General features: G+C 67.3%; 23 protein-coding genes. 18 read left to right on the plus strand and 5 right to left on the minus strand.

Features of this window, described 5'->3' with window-relative positions:
* Positions 1 to 51 precede the first annotated feature (51 nt).
* Positions 52 to 723, plus strand: a complete 672-nt coding sequence (locus J2739_RS04110) for an EthD domain-containing protein (RefSeq protein ID WP_309898845.1) — start codon at positions 52 to 54, stop codon at positions 721 to 723.
* A complete protein-coding gene (locus J2739_RS04115) occupies positions 720 to 2,468 on the plus strand; it encodes an FAD-dependent oxidoreductase (RefSeq protein WP_309898847.1) in 1,749 nt (582 codons plus the stop codon). The genes J2739_RS04110 and J2739_RS04115 overlap by 4 nt, the downstream gene beginning before the upstream one ends.
* Here J2739_RS04115 and J2739_RS04120 read toward each other — a convergent pair.
* The gene (locus J2739_RS04120) at positions 2,455 to 3,423 is read right to left on the minus strand and encodes a Bug family tripartite tricarboxylate transporter substrate binding protein (RefSeq protein ID WP_309898849.1); all 969 of its coding nucleotides are present in this window, start codon (positions 3,421 to 3,423) and stop codon (positions 2,455 to 2,457) included. The genes J2739_RS04115 and J2739_RS04120 overlap by 14 nt on opposite strands.
* Before the next feature lie 94 nt (positions 3,424 to 3,517).
* Between J2739_RS04120 and J2739_RS04125 the strand changes: the two genes are divergently transcribed.
* The 4 genes from J2739_RS04125 (at position 3,518) to J2739_RS04140 (ending at position 7,016) form a co-directional block, all read left to right on the plus strand.
* Positions 3,518 to 3,817: a hypothetical protein gene (locus tag J2739_RS04125; protein WP_309898851.1), complete on the plus strand. Its 300-nt coding sequence runs from the start codon at positions 3,518 to 3,520 to the stop codon at positions 3,815 to 3,817.
* The gene (locus tag J2739_RS04130) at positions 3,817 to 4,965 is read left to right on the plus strand and encodes a CaiB/BaiF CoA transferase family protein (RefSeq protein WP_309898854.1); all 1,149 of its coding nucleotides are present in this window, start codon (positions 3,817 to 3,819) and stop codon (positions 4,963 to 4,965) included. Before J2739_RS04125 ends, J2739_RS04130 begins: the two co-directional genes overlap by 1 nt.
* Positions 4,966 to 5,145: 180 nt before the next feature.
* Positions 5,146 to 6,456, plus strand: a complete 1,311-nt coding sequence (locus tag J2739_RS04135; RefSeq protein WP_309898856.1) for a CaiB/BaiF CoA transferase family protein — start codon at positions 5,146 to 5,148, stop codon at positions 6,454 to 6,456.
* Positions 6,453 to 7,016 (plus strand): DUF2889 domain-containing protein, encoded by a 564-nt coding sequence (locus J2739_RS04140; protein WP_309898858.1) that lies wholly within the window; start codon positions 6,453 to 6,455, stop codon positions 7,014 to 7,016. The genes J2739_RS04135 and J2739_RS04140 overlap by 4 nt, the downstream gene beginning before the upstream one ends.
* 18 nt (positions 7,017 to 7,034) lie before the next feature.
* On the opposite strand, the gene J2739_RS04145 is transcribed toward J2739_RS04140, so the two are convergent.
* Positions 7,035 to 8,021, minus strand: a complete 987-nt coding sequence (locus J2739_RS04145; RefSeq protein ID WP_309898860.1) for a Bug family tripartite tricarboxylate transporter substrate binding protein — start codon at positions 8,019 to 8,021, stop codon at positions 7,035 to 7,037.
* Between the two features lie 133 nt (positions 8,022 to 8,154).
* Here J2739_RS04145 and J2739_RS04150 point away from each other — a divergent pair, with 133 nt between their 5' ends.
* From J2739_RS04150 to J2739_RS04185, 8 genes are read left to right on the plus strand one after another with little or no spacing between them, the layout of a single operon-like run.
* The gene (locus J2739_RS04150; protein WP_309898862.1) at positions 8,155 to 8,838 is read left to right on the plus strand and encodes a nitroreductase; all 684 of its coding nucleotides are present in this window, start codon (positions 8,155 to 8,157) and stop codon (positions 8,836 to 8,838) included.
* 4 nt (positions 8,839 to 8,842) lie between these two features.
* The gene (locus J2739_RS04155; RefSeq protein ID WP_309898864.1) at positions 8,843 to 10,024 is read left to right on the plus strand and encodes a thiolase family protein; all 1,182 of its coding nucleotides are present in this window, start codon (positions 8,843 to 8,845) and stop codon (positions 10,022 to 10,024) included.
* Positions 10,021 to 10,413: a Zn-ribbon domain-containing OB-fold protein gene (locus J2739_RS04160; protein ID WP_309898867.1), complete on the plus strand. Its 393-nt coding sequence runs from the start codon at positions 10,021 to 10,023 to the stop codon at positions 10,411 to 10,413. The genes J2739_RS04155 and J2739_RS04160 overlap by 4 nt, the downstream gene beginning before the upstream one ends.
* 48 nt (positions 10,414 to 10,461) lie before the next feature.
* On the plus strand, positions 10,462 to 11,436 hold the full coding sequence (locus tag J2739_RS04165) for a Bug family tripartite tricarboxylate transporter substrate binding protein (RefSeq protein ID WP_309898869.1): 975 nt from the start codon (positions 10,462 to 10,464) through the stop codon (positions 11,434 to 11,436).
* Between the two features lie 2 nt (positions 11,437 to 11,438).
* Positions 11,439 to 12,029, plus strand: a complete 591-nt coding sequence (locus tag J2739_RS04170) for a nuclear transport factor 2 family protein (protein ID WP_309898871.1) — start codon at positions 11,439 to 11,441, stop codon at positions 12,027 to 12,029.
* On the plus strand, positions 12,026 to 12,997 hold the full coding sequence (locus J2739_RS04175) for a Bug family tripartite tricarboxylate transporter substrate binding protein (RefSeq protein ID WP_309898874.1): 972 nt from the start codon (positions 12,026 to 12,028) through the stop codon (positions 12,995 to 12,997). The genes J2739_RS04170 and J2739_RS04175 overlap by 4 nt, the downstream gene beginning before the upstream one ends.
* A 24-nt stretch (positions 12,998 to 13,021) precedes the next feature.
* On the plus strand, positions 13,022 to 14,203 hold the full coding sequence (locus J2739_RS04180) for a thiolase C-terminal domain-containing protein (RefSeq protein ID WP_309898876.1): 1,182 nt from the start codon (positions 13,022 to 13,024) through the stop codon (positions 14,201 to 14,203).
* On the plus strand, positions 14,200 to 14,649 hold the full coding sequence (locus J2739_RS04185; RefSeq protein ID WP_309898878.1) for a Zn-ribbon domain-containing OB-fold protein: 450 nt from the start codon (positions 14,200 to 14,202) through the stop codon (positions 14,647 to 14,649). Before J2739_RS04180 ends, J2739_RS04185 begins: the two co-directional genes overlap by 4 nt.
* A 51-nt stretch (positions 14,650 to 14,700) precedes the next feature.
* Here the strand turns inward: J2739_RS04185 and J2739_RS04190 are convergent, their stop codons facing one another.
* From J2739_RS04190 to J2739_RS04200, 3 genes are read right to left on the minus strand one after another with little or no spacing between them, the layout of a single operon-like run.
* Complete coding sequence (locus J2739_RS04190) at positions 14,701 to 15,876, minus strand: MFS transporter (protein WP_309899917.1); 1,176 nt, start codon at positions 15,874 to 15,876, stop codon at positions 14,701 to 14,703.
* Entirely contained in the window at positions 15,867 to 16,964 is a 1,098-nt protein-coding gene (locus J2739_RS04195) for a CaiB/BaiF CoA transferase family protein (RefSeq protein ID WP_309898880.1), read from the minus strand. Before J2739_RS04195 ends, J2739_RS04190 begins: the two co-directional genes overlap by 10 nt.
* 25 nt (positions 16,965 to 16,989) lie before the next feature.
* Positions 16,990 to 17,829 (minus strand): hypothetical protein, encoded by an 840-nt coding sequence (locus J2739_RS04200; RefSeq protein ID WP_309898882.1) that lies wholly within the window; start codon positions 17,827 to 17,829, stop codon positions 16,990 to 16,992.
* A 105-nt stretch (positions 17,830 to 17,934) separates the two neighbouring features.
* Here J2739_RS04200 and J2739_RS04205 point away from each other — a divergent pair, with 105 nt between their 5' ends.
* From J2739_RS04205 to J2739_RS04220, 4 genes are all read left to right on the plus strand, one after another.
* A complete protein-coding gene (locus J2739_RS04205) occupies positions 17,935 to 18,675 on the plus strand; it encodes a FadR/GntR family transcriptional regulator (protein WP_309898884.1) in 741 nt (246 codons plus the stop codon).
* A gap of 126 nt (positions 18,676 to 18,801) precedes the next feature.
* Positions 18,802 to 20,034 (plus strand): amidohydrolase family protein, encoded by a 1,233-nt coding sequence (locus J2739_RS04210; protein WP_309898886.1) that lies wholly within the window; start codon positions 18,802 to 18,804, stop codon positions 20,032 to 20,034.
* A gap of 6 nt (positions 20,035 to 20,040) precedes the next feature.
* The gene (locus J2739_RS04215) at positions 20,041 to 20,442 is read left to right on the plus strand and encodes a cupin domain-containing protein (RefSeq protein ID WP_309898889.1); all 402 of its coding nucleotides are present in this window, start codon (positions 20,041 to 20,043) and stop codon (positions 20,440 to 20,442) included.
* Between the two features lie 120 nt (positions 20,443 to 20,562).
* Positions 20,563 to 22,038, plus strand: a complete 1,476-nt coding sequence (locus J2739_RS04220) for an FAD-dependent oxidoreductase (RefSeq protein ID WP_309898891.1) — start codon at positions 20,563 to 20,565, stop codon at positions 22,036 to 22,038.

The following is a 22,038-nucleotide window of genomic DNA, read 5'->3' on the forward strand; positions in this document are numbered from 1 at the left end:
GCTTGAATGGTAGAACCATACAATGCTACGACCAAAAGCAGATCGCCAGTCATGTCGACCCACATTCTTTGCCTCGCCGGCGATGCCGCCGTCCGCGCCGCGTTGCCCCGCCTGCCAAACGCGCAGGCGCATGTCTATCGCGTGCTGCGGCACATCCCGACCGACTCGGTGACCGATGACCTGGCGCGTCGGCCCATCGTCCCGGAGCCCGAGCGCATCCACACCATCGTCGAATTCAGCTTCACCGATGCGGCCGTGCAGGCGCAGGCGCAGGCTGGAGCGCCATGGCGCGCTTTCACCGCAGCAGTCGAAGAGGCGGGCGAGCGCCTGTATGCCTTCGATGCCTTCTCCAATGTGCCGATTGCGCCGGCGAAGGGTGCTGCCGAAGGCGGCTTTCGCCGCTGGATGCTGCTGCGCCGCGCGGCGGCCAGTCCGGCGGCCTTCCGCGACGCGTGGTTCGGACGGCACGCCGATCTCGTGAAGCAACTGCCGCGGGTCGATGGCTATGTCCAGAACCTGGTGACGGCGCGCCTTGGCGCCGATGGCCAGCCAGCAGAGTACGAAAGCCTGCGCGTCGACGGCATCGCCGAGCTCTGCTTTGCCGACGAAAGCGCGATGCTGGAGGCCTACGCCGCCGACGCGCGTCTGCCGCTGCGGGATGACGGGCGTGCGCTGCTCGCGGGCATCGTCACGCTGCTCGTGCAAGGAAGCCGCGCATCATGAGCGAGCATCTCGACGAGGTGGATGTGGTGGTCGTCGGCAGCGGCGCCGGCGGCTTGGCCGCAGCCGTCGCCGCGAGGAAGCTCGGGCTGGAGGTGCTGGTCGTCGAAAAGGAGTCCTGCTACGGCGGCACCACCGCGCGATCCGGCGGCGTGCTGTGGATTCCGAACAATCCGATCTCCACGTTCAGGCCGCAGCCGGATTCGATGGAGGACGCGCGCACCTACCTGCGCCACGAGTGCGGCGCGCACTACGACGCGGCGCGTGTCGAAGCCTTTCTCACGGGCGGTCCGCGCATGGTGGACTTCTTCACGCGCCAGACCGACGTGCAACTCATCCCGCTGCCCGAGTACCCGGACTATCACGCCGAGAGCCCGGGCGGCCGGACGGCCGGCCGTTCGATCATGGCGGCGCCGATGGATGGCCGGGAGCTGGGCGATCGCATCCGTCAGCTGCGCCCCCCGCTGCGCGAGATCACGTTCGTGGGGATGATGTTCAACTCCAGTGCGGAGATCTCGCATTTCTTCAACGTGACCCGTTCGCTGCGCTCTGCCGCCTACGTGGCCCGGCGCCTGCTCACGCACGCGAAGGAGATGCTGGTGCATGGCCGCGCGATGCGGCTCACCAACGGCAATGCGCTCGCGGCACGGCTGGCGAAGAGTGCCTTTGCACTGGGTATTCCGCTGTGGCTGCAGTCGCCCGTGGTCGGCCTGTTGCGCGACGGCGAGCGCGTCAGCGGCGTGATGGTGGGCCGCCGCGACGGACAGCAGGTGCCGGTGCGCGCGCGTCGTGGCGTCGTGCTCGCCGCCGGCGGCTTTCCGCAAGACGTGGCGCGCCGTGCCGAGTTGTTCCCGCATGCGCCCACGGGCCGCGAACACCATTCCCCGGCGCCACCGGGCAACACAGGCGATGGATTGCGGCTTGCGGAATCGGTCGGAGGACGGGTCGCGCGCGAGCTGCCGAACGCCGGTGCATGGATCCCCGTCTCGAGGGTGTCGTACAGGGATGGCATCACGGGCGTGTTTCCGCATCTCATCGATCGCTACAAGCCAGGCGTGATTGCAGTCAATCGTCGCGGCCAGCGCTTCGTGAACGAATCCGACTCCTATCACGATGTCGGCGTGCAGATGCAGAAGGCCTGCGCGGAAAAGGCCGAGGTCGAGGCGTGGCTGATCGCGGATCACCGCACGGTCCGCCGCTATGGGCTCGGCTTTGCAAAGCCCTTCCCGCTGCCACTGGGGCCGCACCTGCGCTCCAGCTATCTCCTGCGCGGTGCCACGTTGGCCGAACTGGCGGCGAAGGCGGGCATCGATGCGGCGCAATTGCAGCAAACGGTGGACACCTACAACGCCGGTGCCGTCGATGGCAAGGACCTGCAGTTCCGCCGCGGCTGGCGGGTCTACAACCGCTTTCTCGGCGACCGCACGCACCAGCCCAACCCCTGCGTCGCTCCCGTGGCGCAGGGGCCGTTCTATGCGGTGAAGATCGTGATGGGCGACCTGGGCACTTTCGCCGGCATCCGCACCGACGCGCATGCGCGGGTGCTCGACGGTCAGGGCCGGCCGATCGAGGGCCTGTTCGCCGCGGGCAACGACAACGCCAGCGTGATGGGCGGTGGCTATCCGGGGGGCGGCATCACGCTCGGGCCGGCGATGACCTTCGGCTTCATCGCCGCCGAGTTCATGGCGGGACGCGCCTGCGCACCGACCGCGGCGCAGGGCGAATCCGCGGTGCTCAGTCCATCGTGATGTTGTTGTCCTTCACCACCTTGGCCCACAGGGTGTGGTCGGACGCGATGATGTCGCCCAGCGCCTTCGTGCCGCCCTTCGGGACCACGTAGACCGCGCGGAACTTCTCCTGGATGTCCGGCTGCGCGAGCACCTTGGCGATCGCGTCGGCCATCCTGGAGATCACCTGCGGCGGCGTGCCGGTGCGGGCCACAAGGCCGAACCAGGTCTGGGTGTCGTAGCCCGGCACGACTTCCGAGATGCTCGGCACGTCGGGCAGCAGAGGACTGCGTTGGGCGGTCGAGACACCCAGGATGCGCATCTTGCCGTCCTTGACGAAGCCGGACGTCACGGACGACGGCGTCGAGAGCATGTACTTGGTCTGTCCTGCGAGCAGCGCCTGCGCGGAGGGTCCGGCGCCGGGGTAGGGCACCATCACCATCTTGCGAATGCCTGCCGCCTCGTGGAAGGCTTCCATCGCCAGCTGGCCGACGCCGCCGAGCGCCGAGGCGCCCCATTCGAGAGAGCCGGGGTTGGCACGGGCCTGCTGCACGAACTGGGCGAGCGTGTCCGGCATCGACGGATTCGTCATCAGCACCATCGGCGAGGTGCCCAGCAGCGTGACCGGAACGAAATCCTTCACCGCGTCGTAACTCGGCTTGCGCTGCACGAGCGGCACGGTCACGAGGCCGCTGCCATGCAGGAGGAAGGTGTAGCCGTCGGCCGGCTGCTGCGAGACATACTGCGAGGCGATCGCGCCGCCGGCGCCGGCCTTGTATTCCATCACCACCGGCTGGCCGAGAATCTTCTGCAGCGGTTCCTGGATGTAGCGGCCGAGCACGTCGTTGGTGCCGCCCGCGGCGGCGGGCACGATGAACTTGATGGGACGATCGGGCCAGCGGTCCTGGGCCAGTGCGGGGGCGCTTGCGGCCATGGCGGCGAGCAGGGCGCCCGCGATGAGGGTACGGCGATGCATGACAGAGTCTCCTTTGTGGCCGGATGATCATTGGAATTGGCCCAAATGTCTATAGGTCTTACCAAAAGACCATGAGCGGCGTATCATCGAGCCGATGAATACAACTCCCGCCACTCGCACCGTGGCCGAGCGCCAGTTCGACGTCGAGGACGCCCGCGGCCGCACCTACTGTGTCACCCGCTACGTGTGGGAGGAAGAGCGCGACGGCGCCTGGATCGAGCTATGGGACCTGCTGCTCACCGCGACCGGCGGACTGCTGGACGAACTGCCCGGCGGCGGCTATTGCGTGGACGGCACCGGCACTTTCGTGCGCGAGGTGCCGGGCAGCGTGCGCACGCGCGCATCGCAGCAAATGGACACCATCGTGCCTGCCGGCGCCACCGGAGCGCATTGATGGCGGCCGAGCGCCGGGGCCCGCTGGCGGGGCTGCGGGTCGTTGAAATGGCAGGCCTCGCGCCCGGCCCCTTCGCCGCGATGATGCTCGCCGACATGGGCGCCGAAGTGCTGCGCATCGACCGTCCCGATCCGGCTGCGCGTCCGATTCCGCAGCAGTACTGGTTCACCGACCGCAACCGGCGTTCGATCGCGCTGGATCTCAAGAGCGCGGATGGCGCGGCCTTCGCGCGGCGACTCATCGGAAGCGCGGACGCACTGATCGAGGGCTTTCGTCCCGGCGTGATGGAGCGATTGGGACTGGGGCCGGACGAATGCCTCGCGATCAATCCGCGCCTCGTCTACGGCCGCATGACCGGTTGGGGTCAGGAGGGGCCACTCGCGCAGGCGCCAGGCCACGACATCAACTACATCGCGCTGGCCGGCGTGCTTGACGCGATCGGCCTGGCCGATGGCCCGCCCGTCTTGCCCCTGAACCTCGTGGGCGACTTCGGCGGTGGTGGCATGTATCTCGCCTTCGGCCTCGCCTGCGGGCTGATCGAAGCCGCGCGATCGGGTCAGGGGCAGGTCGTCGACGCCGCCATGGTCGACGGCGCCGCTTCGCTGATGACCTACTTCTACGGCTACATGGCGGGCGGCAAGTGGCCGGGCCGGGGGCGCTCGACGCTGGGTGGCGCGGCGCCGCACTACGGCGTGTATGAAACGAAGGATGGCAAGTACGTTTCCGTCGGCTCGGCCGAGCCGAAGTTCTATGCGGAACTGCTGCGCATCACCGGTCTGGATCGCGAGCCGGTGCCGGACCGCGCGAATCCTGCGAGCTGGTCCGAGCTGCGCGAGCGGTTGGCCGCGGTCTTTCGCACGCGCACACGCGACGAGTGGAGTGGACTCCTCGAATCGGCCGAGGTCTGCTTTGCGCCCGTGCTGGATCTGCGCGAGGCCGCGGCGCATCCGCACAATGTGGCGCGTCGCACCTTCATCGAGATCGACGGCCACGTGCAACCTGCACCCGCCCCGCGTTTCTCGCGCACGCCGAGCGCCAGGCCGGAGGCCGGGGTCGCGCCAGGCGTGGATGCACGGGCTGCGCTGCAGGGCTGGGGGCTGCCAGGGGAAGAGGTCGATGCGCTGGTCGCGCGCGGCGTGATTTCCTGAAGCGTCCCAGTCTGCATCGAGCCAATCGTGCGTCGCTTGACGCTGGCCTTTCAAAGCCGGCGGCTGCGACGCATCGACGGGGTCGATGCGCAGCCGGGTCAGGCGCAGCGATAGGCGTTGACGCCTTGAGAATTGCGTAAGTATAATGGTCTTACCAATGATACTTTAAGGCCGCCTTCCATGTTCGAACGCCTCGAAAACGACTTTCCGGTTCACACGCCACGTCCCGCCGATGCGCCCGTGGCGCTGGAGGGCATCCGCGTCATCGACTTCAGCCACTTCCTTGCCGGCCCCTTCGCCACCATGATCCTCGGCGACATGGGCGCGGACGTGATCAAGGTGGAGACACCCGGGCGCGGGGATGAATTCCGCCACTACCCGCCGGTGCCTGCCGAGGCGCCCGCGCAGGGCGCGCCCTACGCATGGGGCAACCGCAACAAGCGCAGCGTGGCGCTCAATCTCAAGAGCCCGGCGGGGGTGGCCGTCGTGAAGGAACTGATCGCGCAGGCCGACGTCGTGTGCGAGAACTTCTCCACAGGCGTGATGGAACGCTTCGGTCTCGACTACGAGAGCGTGAAGAAGATCAATCCGCAGATCGTCTATTGCTCGGTATCCGCCTATGGGCGCGAGGGCGCCTTCAGCGACCGGCTGGGTTTCGATCCGATCGCGCAGGCTGAAAGCGGCTTCATCTCGATGAACGGCTATCCCGATCGGCAGGGTGTGCGCACCCTGTCGCCCGTGGTGGACATCAGCACGGCGATGATGGCCTGCAATGCGATCCTCGGCGCCCTGCTGGCTCGCGCTCGCACCGGGCAAGGACAGCAGATCGAGATCGCGTTGTTCGACAACGCGGTGCTGATGACGGGCTATGCCGCCATGCAGCACCTCTACACGGGGGCCCATCCGCAGCGCCATGGCAACACCAGCCCCGACACTTGCCCTTCAGGCGTGTTCATGAGCCAGGACAAGCCCTTCTACATCAACTGCGGCAACGACAAGATCTTCCATCGCCTTGCTGCGCAGGTGCTGGAGCGGCCCGACCTGGCGAACGACCCCGTCTACTCCGATCGCAACGGCCGCATGGGCAGGCGCGACGAGATCTTCAAGCTGCTGGAGGAGCTGTTCGTGCAGCATCCCTGGTCGTACTGGCAGCCGCGCATGCGGGCCGGCCAGATTCCTTGCGGGGAGGTGCGCAGCGTTGGTGATGCGCTGCGCTCACCGGAAGCGAAGGAGCGCGGCCTCGTGACGCGCGTCGAGCATCCGACCCTGGGCTGGATTCCCAACGTGCGCCTGCCGATCCTCTACTCGGGCACGCCTCTGGCGGACCCGCAGGCAGCGCCCGCGGTGGGCCAGCACACCAACGAGGTGCTCGCGGAGGTGCTCGGCTACGACGGCGCGCGCATCGCAGCCCTGCAGGCCAGTGGCGCCCTGGAGCCGGCTCCCGTGGTACGACGGCCCGCGCCTGCTGCCGCGGAGGCGACAGCGGGATGAAGCAACTTTCGGCCGCGGCAGCGCGCGCGCTGCTGCACACGCGCCGGGTCGAATGCACGGGGTGGGAGCGCGAGGACGGACTGTTCGACATCGAAGGACGCCTGTCGGACGTGCGGGCGTTCGACCTGGACGGCTCTCGAGGCAATGCGCCGCGCAAGGCTGGCGATCCGGTGCACCTGATGTCTCTGCGCATCACGCTGGACGATCGCTTCACCATCGTGGCGGCAGAAGCCTGCTCGCACCAGGCGCCCTATGCGGATTGCAGCGGCATCAATGCCGCCTACAAGCAACTGGTGGGGCTGCAGATCAAGGGCGGCTTTACCAAGGCGGTGAAGGCGACGTTCTCCGGCGAGCAGGGCTGCACGCACCTGACCGAACTGCTCGGCCCCATGGCCACGACTGCCTTCCAGGCGATCAACCCTGCTCTCGAACGCCGCCGTGCCCGGCGCGGCGAGCCGATCGACGACCCGAGTTCCGCCGATCGCCTGCTGGGCAGCTGCCACGGCCTGCGCCGCGGCGGTGAGCCAGCGATCATCCGCTGGGGCCAGCGCGGCGCCTGAACGGCGCCCGGCACCGGCTCATTCCGGCTGGATGCCCTTCGCTTGCAGCAAGGCTGCGAAGCGCGCTCCTTCCTTGTCGACCAACGCGCGGAACTGCTGCGGCGTGCTGAACTTCGGCTCATTGCCAGAGCGTTGCAGCGCTTCGCGGACGGCGGGGTCCGCCAGTGCCTTGCCCATCGCCTCGTTGAGCTTCATCACCACCGCATGCGGCGTTCCGGGCGCTGCCACGAGGCCGAAGAACACCTCGGTCGTCATGCCGGGATAGCCTTGCTCGGCCATGGTCGGTACTTCGGGCAGTTCCTTTTCGCGCTGCGGGCCGGTCACCGCCAGCGCCTTGAGCTTGCCCGAGCGCACCAGCGGGATGTTGGAAGACAACGCATCGAACAGGAACTGAATGTTGCCGCCCAGAATGGCGCTTGCCGATTCCGCACCGCCTTTGTAGGGCACGTGCAGCGCCTCGAATCCCGCTTCGCTCTTGAGCAGTTCGGCCAAGAGGTGCAGGCTGCCGTTGACGCCGTTCGAGCCGAAGCTCAACTGCCCCGGATGCGCCTTGCCGTAAGCGACGAGTTCCTTCACGTTGTCGACGCCGAGCGTCGGCGAGGCGACCAGGATGAAGCCGGAGGTCGTGGCCTGACCCACCGGGATCAGCGTCTTCACGTCGTAGCCCGGGTTCTTGTAGAGATAGGGCGATATCGCCATCACGCTGTTGCCGACCCACACCAGCGTATGGCCGTCGGCAGGTGCGCGCACCGTTTGTGCCACCGAGACCGTGCCGGAGGCGCCCGGCTTGTTGTCGATCACCACGGGCTGGCCGAGCAGCTTGCCCATCTTTTCGCCCACCAGGCGGGCGGTGATGTCGGTGGTTCCACCGGCGCCCGCACCCACGAGGATCTTGATGGGCCGAGAGGGGAACGGCTCCTCCGCCCGGACTGGCCGGGCGGCGGCGGCGATGGCGGCGGCGCCGGCGGCAAGCAGTGTGCGGCGCCGGATGCGGCACTCGGTCATGGATGTCTCCTTCGTTGGATGGGGGGAATGGATGCGCGGCTAACGTCGTGCAGTCGGGCCGGTTTGACTCCGCTCAAAAAAATCATTATATTGGTCCTACCATTCAAATATGCAACCAATAATCGCTTCCACGATGAACATCACTCCGGCCCAGGTTCTGGATTCGCTGCTCGCGCAGCGCCACAGCTGTCGCGCCTTCCTGGAGAAGCCGGTGGAGCGCGCCACCATCGAATCCGTCCTGCGTACCGCGCAGCGTGCCGCCTCGTGGTGCAACTCGCAGGCCTGGCAGGTCAGCGTGACTTCGGGCCAGGCGACCGAGCGCCTGCGTGCGAAGCTCCTTGCGGCAGAGCGCGCGGGCGAGGGCGGCGGCACCGACTTTCCCTTTCCGCAGGAATACCGCGGCGTCTATCTCGAGCGTCGGCGCGAATGCGGCTTTCAGCTCTACAGCGCAGTCGGCGTGGAGCGCGGCGACAAGGAAGGCTACGCGCGCCAGACGCTCGAGAACTTCCGCCTGTTCGGCGCGCCGCACGTCGCCATCCTGACAAGCGATCCGGGCCTTGGCGTCTACGGCGCAGTCGACGTCGGGGGCTATGTGCAGGTGCTGCTGCTCGCGATGCAAGCCCACGGCCTGGCCGCCATTGCGCAGGCCGCACTGGCGCATCAGAGCGCCATGGTGAAGCAGGAGCTCGGAATACCGGAGGAGCGCCTGATGGTGTGCGGCATCTCCTTCGGCTACGAGGACACGACGCATCCCGCCAACAGTTATCGCACTTCCCGCGCGGCGATCGAGCAGGCGGTTCATTTCGTGGACGCGTGAAGGCATGAAGTCCCTCGCAGACCGCAGCATCGCGATCGTCGGCTACGCGGAAACCAAGCTGGTGCGCCGCAGCGGACGCACTGCGCTCTCGCTGGCCGGCGAGGCTGTCGATCGCCTGATCGCGCAGACCGGCATCGAGCGTGCGCGCATCGACGGCTTCGCCACCACGCTGGCCATGAGCGAGGGCGGCAATCCGTTCTACAGCAACCTGCTGGCCGAAGGGTTGGGACTTTCGGTCACCTGGTGCCAGGCCACGGAGATCGGAGGCGCCTCCTCGGGCGGCAACATCGCGCGCGCGGCGGCGGCCATCCAGGCGGGCCTGTGCGACATCGTGCTGTGCCTTGCGTCCGACGCGGTGTCGACGGTCGATCGATCGGTGCAGTCCGGCCATCGCACCGAGTATTGCGACCCTGCGGGCTACGCAGGCCCGCTGTCGGCCTTTGCTCTGCTGTCCAATCTGTACGACCAGCGCTACGGCCTGCCGCACGAAGCGCTTGCGAAGCTGGCGGTGACACAGCGCGCGGGTGCGCTGCTCAACGAGAACGCCTGCGACGTGCTGCGCCGCCCTTTGACCGAGCAGGAGTATCTCGAGTCCAGGATCGTGTCCGACCCATTGCGCATCCTCGACTGCGTGATGCGCTGCGACGGCGCAAGCGCGGTGCTGGTGATGTCCACGCGCCGTGCGCGAGAGATGGGTTTTCAGAAACTGGTGCACCCGGTCGCCTACGCCGAGCGCACCAACTTCGACCCGACCGAATCCTGCGAAGACATGCTGCGCACCGGCTTCACCGACGTCGCGCCGCGCGCCTTCGGTGCAGTGGGCTGGAAGCCCGGCGACGTGAAGATGCTTCACTGGTATGACGACTTCCTGATCGCGTTGATCCTGCAACTGGAGCAGACCGGCTTCTGCGGGCCGGGGGAAGGCGGCGCATTCGTCAAGGCGCACGACATGACCTGGCGCGGCGAGCTGCCGCTGAACACGGGCGGTGGCCAGATCTCTGCGGGTCAACCCGGACTGGCTGGCGGAGGCGTCAACCTCATCGAATGTCTTCGCCAGATGTTCGGAGAGGCCGGCGAGCGGCAGGTCCGCGACGCCGGCAACGCGATGCTCTCGGGCATCGGCGTGATCCAGTACGCCCGGACCTGGGGCACCAGCACGGTGATGCTTCTGGAGCGAGGCCAATGAGTACCACGATCGATCTACCACCCGACGTGGGCGCCCCGTTCTTCGAAGGGTTGCGCGATGGCTGCCTGATGCTGCAGTTCGACCGCGGTAATGGTCGCGCACAGTTCTACCCGCGTCCCCAAAGCCTCTGGAGCGAGTCCGGCACGGAATGGCGCGAGGCCAGCGGTCGCGGCACGATCTTCGCCCTGACGCTGAGCCGCGTCGGGCCGCCGCATCTGTCCGATGCCGTGCCGTACCCGATGGCGCTGGTGCGACTGGCCGAAGGCCCGCGCATGCTCGCCCGCATCCATGCGCGCTACGACGACCTGGCCATCGGCCAGGCGGTGGAGGTGGACTGGAGCCACCCCGATTCGCGGCGTGCCTTCCCGGTGTTCAAGCCGGCACGCTGACCGAGCGCCGCTTCCGCATTTTTCGTTACACGATCCCAGGAGACAACCATGATGTTCCGACGCCAATGGCTGGCCATGTCGGCGCTCGCGCTTTCCGCGCTGGCGCTGGGCAACGCGCAAGCGGACACCTTTCCGAGCCGGCCGATCAAGATCGTCGTGCCCTTCGCCGCGGGCGGTACGGGCGACGTGCTGATCCGCACGCTGCAGGAACCGTTGCAGCGACATCTTGGGCAACCCATCATCGTGGAGAACCGCCTGGGCGCGAGCGGGTCGATGGGTACCGTGTTCGTCAAGAATTCGCAGGCCGATGGCTACACGCTGCTGCAGGTGGGCAACTCGACCGTGACCACGCCGATGTTGCAGAAGACGGCCAACTACGACTCGCAGAAGGATCTTGCACCCGTCGGCCTGATCGCCACCACGCCGATGGTGTTCCTGCTCAATCCGGTGGTGCCGGCGACCGACATCAAGCAACTCATCGACTACGCGAAGGCCAATCCCGGCGAGCTCGAGTTCTCGTCGGCCGGGCGCGGCTCGCTGGCGCATCTGGCCACCGAGTCCTTCAATCAGGCGGCTGGCCTGAAGATGGTCTTCGTGCCGTATCAGGGCGCATCACAGGCCGTGAACGCGGTCCTCGCGGGTGAGGTGAAGGTGGCGCTGACCACGCCCTCGGACGCGATCAACGCCTTCGTGAGCGCGGGCCGCGTGCGCATGCTCGCGGTGTCGAGCGAAAAGCGCAGCCCGCTGCTGCCCGACGTGCCCGCGATCTCCGAGACACTGCCCAACTTCGTGGTCAACGCCTTCTTCGGGCTGTCGGCGCCGGCGGGAACGCCTCCAGCGGTGATTGCCAAGCTCAACGGCGCGCTGAACAAGTCGATCGCCGAGCCCGCAGTGCAGGAGAAGCTCAAGGTGCTGGGCATGTTCCCGCGCCCTGGCGACGCCAAGAGCTTCGGCGACCTGATGGCGCGCGACCATGCGCTGTGGACCAGCGTGATCGCCAAGGCGGGCATCGAAGCGGAATGACGATGAGCAACATCCTCCACGACTACTCTCCCGAGCGCATCTCCGACCGCATGCAGATCCAGGACTGCATGTACCGCTGGTGCCGCGCGGTGGACCGCCTGGACTTCAGCGGCATCCGCGACGTCTTTCATCCCGATGCGACCGACATGCATGGCGCCTACGACGGCCCGGTGGATGGGTTGATCGACTGGATCCGGAACCGCCACGCGGCCATCCCTTTCTCGATGCATGCGGTAAGCAACCTGCTGATCGAGTTCGCGGGACCCGACCTCGCGTTGGTCGAGACTTACGTTCGCACCACGCAGCGCTACCCGGCAGAGGCGCGCGCCGCATTGGACCAGCTCGCCGGCGGCAAGGCAGGTGCCGAGGGCGGCGGCATGGACCTCATGACCTGCTCGCGCTATGTCGACCGTTTCGAGCGGCGGGAGGACCGTCGCTGGAGGATCGCGCGACGCACGCTGGTCGCAGACTGGAAGCAGTTCGTGCCGGTACCCGCCGACCTGCCGACGTCGCCCGCTTCGCAGCAGACCGGCCGTCGCGACCAGGACGACTTCATCTTCCATGAACGCCAGGCATTGGGGATCCGACCATGAACCGAAAGCAATTCCTTCGCTGCACCGTCGGTGCGCTTGCAGCAGGTGCCGCGTGGCCCGCACTGGCCGCGTACCCTGAAAAGCCGGTCATGCTCGTCGTGCCCTATCCGCCAGGCGGCATGGGCAGCACCTTCGGCAACATCGTCAGCGAGTCGCTCAGCCCCAAGCTGGGCGAGAACGTCGTGGTCGACTACAAGGCCGGTGCCAACGGTGCGCTCGGCGCGGCCTATGTGGCGAAGGCGCAACCGGACGGCTATACGCTGCTGATGGCCGTCAACAGCACCATGGCCATCAATCCGCATCTGTATTCGAAGCTGCCCTTCGACCCCATCAGGGACTTCGCGGCGGTGTCGATGATCTTTACCAATGCGAACGTGCTGGTGGTCAATGCATCGAGCCCGGTGCGCTCGGTGAAGGACCTGATCGCCTACGCCAAGGCCAATCCGGGCAAGGTGAACTACGGCTCGGCCGGCAACGGGTCGACGCCGCACCTTTCGGGAGAAATGTTCCGCCAGCTCACCAGTGCACCGGTGGTGCATGTGCCTTACAAGGGCAGCGGTCCGGCCATCGCGGACCTGCTCGGCGGCCAGATCGACTTCCTGTTCGTCGACACCTCGGTGCTGCCGCAGGTGCGCAGCGGAAAGCTGCGTGCGCTCGCCGTCACCGGCCGCACCCGCCCGGGCGCTGCGCCCGAACTGCGGACGATGGAGGAGGAGGGCGTGAAGGGCTTCGTGGTCGATACCTGGTACAGCATCTGCGCCCCGGCCGGAACGCCGCCTGAAGCGGTGAAGCGCCTGAACGCGGAGATCGCGAAGATGCTGGCGGACCCCGCGGTTCGGCAGCGAATGCGCGACGTGGGCGTCGACCCGGCCGAGGACACGAGTGCGGCCTATCTGCAGAAGACGATCCAGGCCGACAGTGCGCGCTGGAAGAAGTTCATTCAGTCGACGGACATCCGCCTCGACTGACGCGCCCGGGAAGCGGCGGTGAACATGGACAACCGAACATTGCGTGGTCGCGTCGCCGTCATCGGCATCGGCGAGACGACCTACTACCGGCACGGGCAGTCGCCCGATGCCGAGTTCAAGCTGGCGCTCAAGGCGATCCTCGCAGCTTGCCAGGATGCCGGCATGGACCCGCGCGACATCGACGGGTTCGCCTCGTACAGCAACGATCGCAACGATCCCTCTCGGCTGGCTGCCGCGCTGGGGCTGCGGCAACTGCGCTCCACCACCATGCAGTGGGGCGGCGGGGGCGGGGGCAACTGCGCAGCGGTGGCCAACGGCGCGGCTGCTGTGGCCTCCGGCCTGTCCGATTGCGTGGTGGCGTTCCGCGCACTGGCCCAGGGGCAGTTCGGGCGCTTCGGGCAGGCACCTACCGCACCCACGATTTCCGGCGATATGGCCTGGCAGGCTCCCTACGGCGTGTTGTCGCCCGGCCAGAAGTTCGCGATGAAGGCGCGTCGCTTCATGCACGACCACGGGGTCAAGCAGGAGGCGCTGCGCGCGATCGCGATGGCATCCTATGCGCATGCCCAGCGCAATCCACGTGCGGTGATGCACGGCAAGCCGTTGACCGAGGCGCAGTACGACGATTCGCGCTGGATCGTCGAGCCCTTCCATCTGTTCGACTGCTGCATGGAGAACGATGGCGCAGCCGCGGTGATCATGGTGCCGGCGGAGCGGGCGAAGGATTTTCCCAACAGGCCGGTGTACGTGCTCGGTGCGGCCACAGGATCGGACGAGCGTGTCGCCGCAGTGCCCCACAACACGCCCAACTACGCGAGTTCCAGCTTCGCCACCGTGGCACCCGATCTCTACCGGATGGCCGGTGTCACGCCGAAGGATGTGGGCGTGGTGCAGAGCTACGAGAACTTCACCGGCGGGGTGCTGATGGCGCTCGCCGAGCACGGCCTCTTCCATCCGGACGAAGCCAACGATTTCCTGCAACTCGAGAACCTGCTGGCGCCGGGCGGGAAGCTGCCGCTCAACACCAGCGGCGGCAACCTCGCCGAGTGTTATATGCACGGCTTCGAGCTCGTTCTGGAGGCGGTGCGCCAGGTGCGCGGCACTTCCACCGCACAAGCGCCGCGCAACGACGTGGCGCTTGTCATCGGCGGGCCCATGGTCACGCCAGTCAGCAACCTGATGCTCGGATCGGAGGCCGTGTTGTGAGCACCGAAACCTACCTGCCGCCTGGCTTGCCGATTCCGGTTCCCGAGGCCGATGGCCTGTCGAGGCCCTATTGGAGCGGCTTGCGCGAGAACCGCTTGCAGGTGCAGCGTTGCGCCGCATGCGGCACATGGCAGTTCGGCCCCGAATGGCTCTGCCACCGCTGTCATCGTTTTGATCCCGCGTGGGTCGAGGTCGCGCCGCGCGGCCGCATCTACAGTTGGGAACGCGTGTGGCACCCGGTGCATCCCTGCCTGAAGGGCGTGGGGCCCTACCTCGTGGTGCTGGTGGAACTGCCGGAGGCCGGCAACGTTCGCATGCTGGGCAACCTGCTCGGCGATCCGATGCAGGACGTGATCATCGGCGCAGCGGTGGAGGGCGTCTTCGAGCACCACCCGGCCGCCGAGCCGCCGTACACGCTGATGCAATGGCGCTGCGTGGCCGGATGACCGCGGTGTTCTGGGTCGTGTCGGTGCTGCTCGCGGCAGGCAGTGCCTTCGCTATCGGGCGACGCTGACCCGCCGCCGAAGCATCTCGGCAAAAGCGACTCCCACGATGGCGAGGGCCGCCGCGGGCAACAGGAAGAGGGCTGCGTAAGCGCTCAGGTCCACAGTCCCGCCGAAGATCACCACGCCGAGCGACTGGCCGGCGAACAGGCTGAACGAGAACAGCGAGACCGCGCTGCCGCGCGCCTCCGGAGCCATCTGCGTGGCATGGGTCTGCAAGGTGTTGTGATACAGGTAGGTGCCGAACCCGAGGAGCACCGATAGCGGCGCGGCGGCCGACCAGTGCGGCAGCAGCCACAGGCCGACAAGCGCCGTGGCCATCAGCAGGCCGCCGGCCGCAGCCATCCGGATCTCGCCGAGCATGCCGACGACGCGGCGCGCGCAGATCGCGTAGCCTAGCCCGCCCACTGCATAAAGCGCAGCGACCCCGGAGGCCGCGGCAAGCCCCAGTCCTTCGCGGGCATGAAGATAGGTCGGCAGGTAGCTGAGCGAGCCGAGCAGGAAGACGCCTTCGACGAACACCGCCACCAGCACCACACGGGCCCATGGCTGTGCGATCACGAAGGCGATGCCGCCGCGGTTCGCCGCGGGCGGGAGCATCGTCTTTGTTCGCGCGGCATCGCGCCAGAGAAGCGAACCCACGACCCAGTAACCGACGCTGAGAACTGCAAAGGCTCCACGCCAACCCGGCGCCGTCTCCGCAAACAGGCCACCCAGGAGTTGGCCGATCACCATGCCCGACAGCGTTCCGAGCAGCAGCCGAGCCAACGTGGCCTGACGGGCCTCGTACGCGACCGCGTCCCCGATCCACGCCATCGCAAGCGGCACGATGCCGGCCGCCGCCATGCCCCAGAGCGCACGCCACGCAAGCAGCATGTCGAACGAACCTGCGAGTGCCGCGGCCGCTGAAGTGAACCCGCAGCCGGCGAGTGCGAACGTCATCAAGCGCTGCTTGCCGAAGCGGTCCGCGAGCGGGCCGGACAGCAGCTGCATCAAGCCATAGGCGACGGCAAAGGCGACGATCAGGCGGCCCGCTTCGCCCGCGCTGCGCTGGAACTCCAGCGCGAAGCGCGGCAGCAGCGAATCGCACACCCGAAGCGCAGCGGCGCTGAAGAAGGCCGCTGCCGCGAGCAGGCGGACCGGCGCCCCGGGCGTGGCGCTCATTGCCAGCGCTGGAGCACGTCAGCCGCGGGCGTCGGCTGTTTCGGCGCTGGTCCCTGGATCTGCGAAGGCGTGCGGGAGAAGCGCGGCGCGGGTGCAGGCTGGCGGACGCCTTCGACCTCGACGAAGGTGTTGCGCGCCCGGTTGTGCGGATGCATCTGTGCACGCGACAGTGGCAGCACGGGGGCGAAGCACACGTCCGTGCCCTCCAGTGCGGCAGTCCATTCCTCCTGCGTCTTCTGCTTGAAGATGCGGGCGAACTCGTCGTGCAGCCTGGGCCACTGCGCGCGGTCGTGCTGTGCGTGGTGCAACTCGGACGGCACGCCCACCCGCTCGCAGAATTCCGAGAAGAACTGCGGCTCGATCGCGCCCAGCGTGACATGCTCGCCATCTGCGGTCTCATACACCCGGTAGTAGGGCGCGCCGCCGTCCAGCAGGTTGCTGCCGCGCGTTTCGCCGAACACACCGCGCATCTGCTGGCTCACGAAATTGGTCATGAGCGAGGCGGCCCCGTCGGTCATGGCTGCGTCCACCACCTGGCCCCGCCCCGAAAGGTTGGACTCGCGCAGCGCCGCCAGCACGCCGACGATGAGGTAGAGGCTGCCGCCGCCGTAGTCGCCGATCAGGTTGAGCGGCGGCACGGGCGCGCCGTCCTTGGGCCCGATCGCATGCAGCGCGCCGCTGATGGCGATGTAGTTCAGGTCGTGACCTGCGGCCTGCGCGAGCGGGCCCTCCTGGCCCCAACCCGTCATGCGGCCATAGACGATGCGGGGGTTGCGTGCGAGCACCGCATCGGGGCCGAAACCGAGGCGTTCCATCACCCCGGGGCGATAGCCCTCGATCAGCACGTCGGCCTTCTCCAGCAGCTGGAAGACCTGCTCGCGCGCGACGGCGTCCTTCAGGTCGGCGAGCACCACGCTGCGACCGCGACCGGTGATGTTGTGGGCCTCGCCCAACTTCTTGCCGGGCCGGTCGACGGTGATGACATCCGCGCCCATGTCGGACAGCAGCATGCATGCGAAAGGGCCGGGACCGATGCCGGCGAATTCGACAACGCGCAGGCCGCGCAAGGGGCCGGAAGGCGACTCGGGATTCATGCGGTTTCTCCAGGGTTTCGAAAGCTCAGGCCAGGAGCAGCAAGGCGGCCTCGCGGGCGGACTGTCCGACACGCACGCCCTTGCCCCGGGCGATGCGGTTGGCGGCGCTGATCACGCCGTCGAAGTAGGTGCTGCGGCCGTCCCCCATGCGCGCGGTGAGCGCGCTCACGCTGGCGCCGGCGATGCCGTCGGGCTCGACGGCCTCGAGCGCACTCAGGCCGCTGTCATTCTTGCCCCCGCCGCCGTCGGAACAGATGAACGCCCACGGGCGGAAGTCGCGGAAGTAGCCGACGACGCTGCGCCCGGTGTGGCCGGCGGTGCACAGTACGTTGCGCTCGCGGTCCTCCGGCAGGGCATAGGCGATGGAATCGGTACACACGACGCTGCGACCGCTGTCGGCGGTGTGAACGACCAGCCGGCGTGCGGAATCGAAGGTCGCCGGCTTGTTCTCGCCCGTCAGCATGCAACGCGCGGCGTCGCGTACGTTCATGCCGGGCTCGATCCCCAGCGCCTGCGCGGCATCGTTCACGCGGCTGATGATGCCGTGGTCGTACATGTCGGCTCCGTTGCCCATCTCGGCGGTCATCACATCGGCAGCGGCCGCCGGCACGCCGAGCGCCTCGTAGTACCAAAGGCCCGCGATCCCGGCGCCGTCCTTGCCGATGGCACAGTCCAGCCCGATAGCGGCCTCCGGCCGCGCGCGCATCACCATGCGTGCGCAGAGCACACCGCTGTACGAGGCGTTGACGACCACGCCGCCGCTGGTATCCGGCGCGTGGGCCACGTAGGCTCCGACGTAGGTCGCGGAATCGAAGACCAGCACGCGGCCCGCCGGAGTGTGGTGAATGTGGGGAAGGATGGCCATTGATGAAGTGTAATGGTCAGTCCATTACAAGTCCATGAGATTGAGCAGTCCGACCCTTGGTGGCCTTGGGCTATCCTCGGTCAACACAACTATGTCGAGCCAGTCATGCAACCCATTCCGCAGCTGTCCTTCCAGGAGGTGAAGACGCGCCGCGTCTTCGAGGAGATCTGCGAGCAGATCCGAAAGCGCCTGGCGTCCGGCGTGCTCAAGCCGGGCGACAAGCTACCGGCCGAACGCGATCTGGCGGTCGAGTTCAAGGTCAGCCGTCCTGCGGTGCGCGAGGCGCTGCGCACGCTCGAGATTTCCGGCGTCGTCTCGCTGCAAAAGGGCGTCAAGGGCGGCGCTTTCATCCGCGACGGCAATCCGGCGCTTCTCACCCAATCGCTGCAGGATCTGATGATTCTGGGTCGTGTGTCGCTGGCCGGCCTGGCCGAAGCGCGGCGGCTGATCAACGGCATGGTGATCGAACTGGCTTGCGAGCGCGCGACGGAAGAGGACTTTGCCGCCATCGAGCAGAACATGTTGGAGATCGAGAAGAGCGAGGACCTTCCGCAGCGCGCCGACGAGGGCGTGCGCTTCTTCGGCCTCATCGCCCGCGCGACGCGCAACGAAGTGCTCGCGATGCTGGTGGATTCGCTGTCGGACATCATCCGCTACGTGATCGATCGCACGGGCCGCAAGGCGCGTCCGGAACTGGTGCCGGTGCGCCGCCGGATTCTCAAGGCCATGCGGGCGCGCGATGCGAAGGCGGCGGCCAAGGGCATGGACGAATACCTGACGATCGTGCAGGAGGGCATGGACGCCGTGCCCGCAGAAGTCCCTGCCCCCCTCAAGAAGACACGCTGATCTCCGGCCCCGCTTCGTGCGGGCGCAACCCCTCGGGGCTTGACAGTGGTTTCGCGCACATTAGAATGGTCAAACCATTCAACTTCAGTGGTTCAACCTTCCACGCATTCCACCCGAGGACCCCTCATGACCGAGATCGTCGTCAACGAAGCCAACCAATGGCGCCTGAACACCCCCGGCTCTGCCGGCTGGGAGAAGTCGCCTCAGCCCGGAGCCGCCAACAAATACCTGATGATCTCGGCGGACACGCATGCCAACGAGCCGGGCAACCTGTGGGCCGAGCGTATCGATGCCAAGTACCGCGAGCGCCTGCCGAAGGTCTGGATCGACGAGAAGGGCGTGCAGTGGCGGAAGATGGAGGCGTCGGAGCAGCCCGATCGCCTGATCCTTGCCAAGCTCGAGGGCGAGGACCTGGCCCGCTCGAAGGCCGGCGCCACTGCCTCCGAGCGCGGCCCGAGCGTCGAGCAGCGGCTGCAAGATCTGGAGCTCGACGGCATCGACGGTGAAATCATCTTCCCGGGCAAGGGTTTGGGCATGTGGTACACGTTCGACCCCGACTTTGCGCACGCGCAGTGCGAGGTCTACAACACCTGGGCCTGGGAGAACTTCGGCCCCCACGTCGAACGCCTGTCGCCCGCGGCGGCCCTGGCCACCGGCAACATCGAGGCGACGCTCAAGGAAATCGACCGCTGCCTGAAGCTCGGCTTCCGTCATTTCACGCTGCCGTGCAAGCCGTTGTTCGGCCCGCCCAAGACCAACGAACTCAACTACAACAAGGTGGAGTTCGATCCGATGTGGGCGCGCTTCGTCGAGGCAGGCGTGCCGGTCACGTTCCACGTTTCCACCGGCAAGGACCCGCGCACCACCCGCGGCAATGGCGGTGCGGTCGTGAACTACGTCGTGCACTCGCTGTCGCCGACGCTGGAGCCGCTCGTGAACATCTGCGCATCGGGTGTCGCCGAGCGCTTCCCCGAGCTTCGCTTCGGTAGCGTCGAGGCCGGCATCGGCTGGGTGCCATGGATGCTCGACGCAATGGACGAGGCCTACCTGAAGCACCACTTCTGGGTTCGTCCGAAGCTGAAGATGCTGCCTTCGGACTACTTCAAGGCGCGCGGCTTCGCGACTTTCGGCGAGGACCGCGCCGGCCTGGGCCTGATGGAAGAGCACGGCCTGCAGGACAACTTCATGTGGGCCAACGACTATCCGCACCACGAGGGCACCTGGCCGCATTCGGCCCCGGCCATCGAACGGCAGATGGGCCATTTGAGCGAAGTGTCGCGCCGCAAGGTGCTGGGTGAGAACGCCGCGCGCGTGTTCGGCTTCAAGGAAGTGGCGGCCAAGTACGGCTACCAGTTCTGACAGCGCATGACGGCTTTCACGCCCTTCCATCCGCGGCATGAGGGGCTGGCACCGAATGCGTCCCGCTATGTCGACGTTGCAAGCCTGCCCTGGAAGCCCACGCCCACGCCCGGCATCGAGATGAAGGTGCTGATGCAGGACGACGCCAGCGGTTTGCTGACGGCGCTGTTCCGCTGGCAGCCGGGCACGCAGCTGCCGTTGCACGAGCACGTGGAGGTCGAGCAGACCTACGTGCTCGAGGGGAGCATCGTCGACGACGAGGGCGAGGTGCGTGAGGGCGACTACGTCTGGCGCCCCAAGGGCAACCGGCATCTGGCGCGCTCGCCCGGCGGTGCGCTGGTGCTCTCGTTCTTCTTGAAGCCGAACCGCTTCCTCGAGGGGGAGCATGCGGGCAAGGAACTCAAGTGACGGTCTATCGATGCGCCCTGTTCAGCAGGCGAGCGGACGTGACGCTTGCCGCAAACTCATCTTCGAGGATGCGATGCGCGCCCCTCTGGGCGTAGACCTGATGCAGGAAGTGGCGCTCGTGTGAGCGGGCTTTCCTTTCGGCAGGAGAGTGGCCTGGATGCAGCCGACGTGGTGATCGTCGGCGGCGGCGCCTCCGGGCTCGCGGCCGCGATCGAGGCCGCCACGGGCGGCGCCAGCGTGCTGGTACTGGAGAAAAACGCTATCCCGGGCGGCAGCAGCCGGCTTTCCGTCGGCTCCATCAACGCTGCGGGCTCATGCCTGCAGCAGCGCGCCGGCATCATCGATTCGCCAGACGAACACTTCGAGGACATGGATCACTTCATGGGCCCGTTCGCGTCGCAGGAGAACCGCGCCCTGCGGCGTCTGTTGGTGGACAACGCAGCCGACTCGCTGCATTGGTTGATGTCCTTGGGGCTGAGCTTCCATGGCCCCACGGCGGACCCGCCGCACCGCCATCCGCGCATGCACAACGTGCTGCCGAATTCGCGGGCTTATCCGTACTACCTGTCGAGGGAGGCAAAGCGCCGCGGCGCGCGAGTGCTGTGTGGTGCAGAGGTGACCGAGCTGCTTCGCGCGGACGACGGCGGAGTGCGCGGTGTCGAGGCGCTTGCCGGCGGTCGGCGCGTCACGATTGCTGCGCGGCGCGGCGTGATCCTCTGCTCGGGCGACTACAGCAACGGCACCGCGCTGAAGGCGCGCTTCCGGCCCGAGCTCGCCCACATCCCGGGCGTCAATCTGACGGCGACGGGCGATGGCCATCGTCTGGCCGAGGCCATCGGCGCGCGGATCGTCAACGGAGACGTGGTTTTCGGCCCCGGATTGCGCTTCGGAGCGCCTGCAACGCCGAGCCTGGTGCAGCGGCTGCCGCCATCATGGTTGCTCGGCAAGCTCATGTCGCTGGCGCTGGCGACGTTGCCTGCTGCGCTCTTTCGGCCTTTCGTCATGTCCTTCATGACCGCCTCGCTGGGACCGGAAGCGAGTCTGCTGCGCAGCGGCGCCTTGCTGGTCAATCGCAACGGTGAGCGTTTCGTGGATGAACAGGAGGCACCGGGTCTGGCGATTGCCGCCCAGCCGCGAGGGCAGGCCTGGCTGGTGTTCGACGACGCGCTCGCGCGCAGGTTCTCGGCACCCCCTCACCCTGTCTCGACCGCTCCGGGCGTGGCCTTCGCCTACCTCCCCGACTACCGGCGGCATCGAAAGGACCTCTATCGCACCGGCGCCACGCCGTCGGCGTTGGCCCGTGCGACGGGCCTGCCGGCCGATGCGCTCGAAAACAGCTTGCGTGATCGGAAGTGGCAGTCGCCGCTGCATGCGCTCGGCCCGTTGGAGGCCCGCATCGTCATCACCGATGGAGGACTGGCGGTCAACAGCTCGCACCAGGTGCTGCGCGCGAACGACAGCGTGATACCCCGGCTCTATGCGGCGGGCGCTGCAGGGCAGGGCGGCGTGCTGCTGGCCGGCAACGGCCATCACATCTGCTGGGCGGTGACGTCCGGGAGACGTGCTGGACGTTTAGCGGCAAATGCTGCCGCGTGA

Origin of the sequence: Variovorax soli, assembly GCF_031454625.1 — a bacterium.
In the GTDB taxonomy this organism is placed as follows: Bacteria; Pseudomonadota; Gammaproteobacteria; order Burkholderiales; family Burkholderiaceae_C; genus Variovorax; species Variovorax soli_A.

Excerpts from the sequence above, each read along its gene's own strand:
- J2739_RS04150 (WP_309898862.1), top strand. The coding sequence starts at position 8,155 with ATGAACATCACTCCGGCCCAGGTTCTGGATTCGCTGCTCGCGCAGCGC.
- J2739_RS04170 (WP_309898871.1), top strand. The coding sequence starts at position 11,439 with ATGAGCAACATCCTCCACGACTACTCTCCCGAGCGCATCTCCGACCGC.
- J2739_RS04205 (WP_309898884.1), top strand. The coding sequence starts at position 17,935 with ATGCAACCCATTCCGCAGCTGTCCTTCCAGGAGGTGAAGACGCGCCGC.
- J2739_RS04165 (WP_309898869.1), top strand. The coding sequence starts at position 10,462 with ATGATGTTCCGACGCCAATGGCTGGCCATGTCGGCGCTCGCGCTTTCC.
- J2739_RS04145 (WP_309898860.1), bottom strand. The coding sequence starts at position 8,021 with ATGACCGAGTGCCGCATCCGGCGCCGCACACTGCTTGCCGCCGGCGCC.
- J2739_RS04215 (WP_309898889.1), top strand. The coding sequence starts at position 20,041 with ATGACGGCTTTCACGCCCTTCCATCCGCGGCATGAGGGGCTGGCACCG.
- J2739_RS04125 (WP_309898851.1), top strand. The coding sequence starts at position 3,518 with ATGAATACAACTCCCGCCACTCGCACCGTGGCCGAGCGCCAGTTCGAC.
- J2739_RS04130 (WP_309898854.1), top strand. The coding sequence starts at position 3,817 with ATGGCGGCCGAGCGCCGGGGCCCGCTGGCGGGGCTGCGGGTCGTTGAA.
- J2739_RS04210 (WP_309898886.1), top strand. The coding sequence starts at position 18,802 with ATGACCGAGATCGTCGTCAACGAAGCCAACCAATGGCGCCTGAACACC.
- J2739_RS04110 (WP_309898845.1), top strand. The coding sequence starts at position 52 with ATGTCGACCCACATTCTTTGCCTCGCCGGCGATGCCGCCGTCCGCGCC.
- J2739_RS04200 (WP_309898882.1), bottom strand. The coding sequence starts at position 17,829 with ATGGCCATCCTTCCCCACATTCACCACACTCCGGCGGGCCGCGTGCTG.
- J2739_RS04195 (WP_309898880.1), bottom strand. The coding sequence starts at position 16,964 with ATGAATCCCGAGTCGCCTTCCGGCCCCTTGCGCGGCCTGCGCGTTGTC.
- J2739_RS04160 (WP_309898867.1), top strand. The coding sequence starts at position 10,021 with ATGAGTACCACGATCGATCTACCACCCGACGTGGGCGCCCCGTTCTTC.
- J2739_RS04140 (WP_309898858.1), top strand. The coding sequence starts at position 6,453 with ATGAAGCAACTTTCGGCCGCGGCAGCGCGCGCGCTGCTGCACACGCGC.
- J2739_RS04115 (WP_309898847.1), top strand. The coding sequence starts at position 720 with ATGAGCGAGCATCTCGACGAGGTGGATGTGGTGGTCGTCGGCAGCGGC.
- J2739_RS04135 (WP_309898856.1), top strand. The coding sequence starts at position 5,146 with ATGTTCGAACGCCTCGAAAACGACTTTCCGGTTCACACGCCACGTCCC.
- J2739_RS04180 (WP_309898876.1), top strand. The coding sequence starts at position 13,022 with ATGGACAACCGAACATTGCGTGGTCGCGTCGCCGTCATCGGCATCGGC.
- J2739_RS04155 (WP_309898864.1), top strand. The coding sequence starts at position 8,843 with ATGAAGTCCCTCGCAGACCGCAGCATCGCGATCGTCGGCTACGCGGAA.
- J2739_RS04175 (WP_309898874.1), top strand. The coding sequence starts at position 12,026 with ATGAACCGAAAGCAATTCCTTCGCTGCACCGTCGGTGCGCTTGCAGCA.
- J2739_RS04120 (WP_309898849.1), bottom strand. The coding sequence starts at position 3,423 with ATGCATCGCCGTACCCTCATCGCGGGCGCCCTGCTCGCCGCCATGGCC.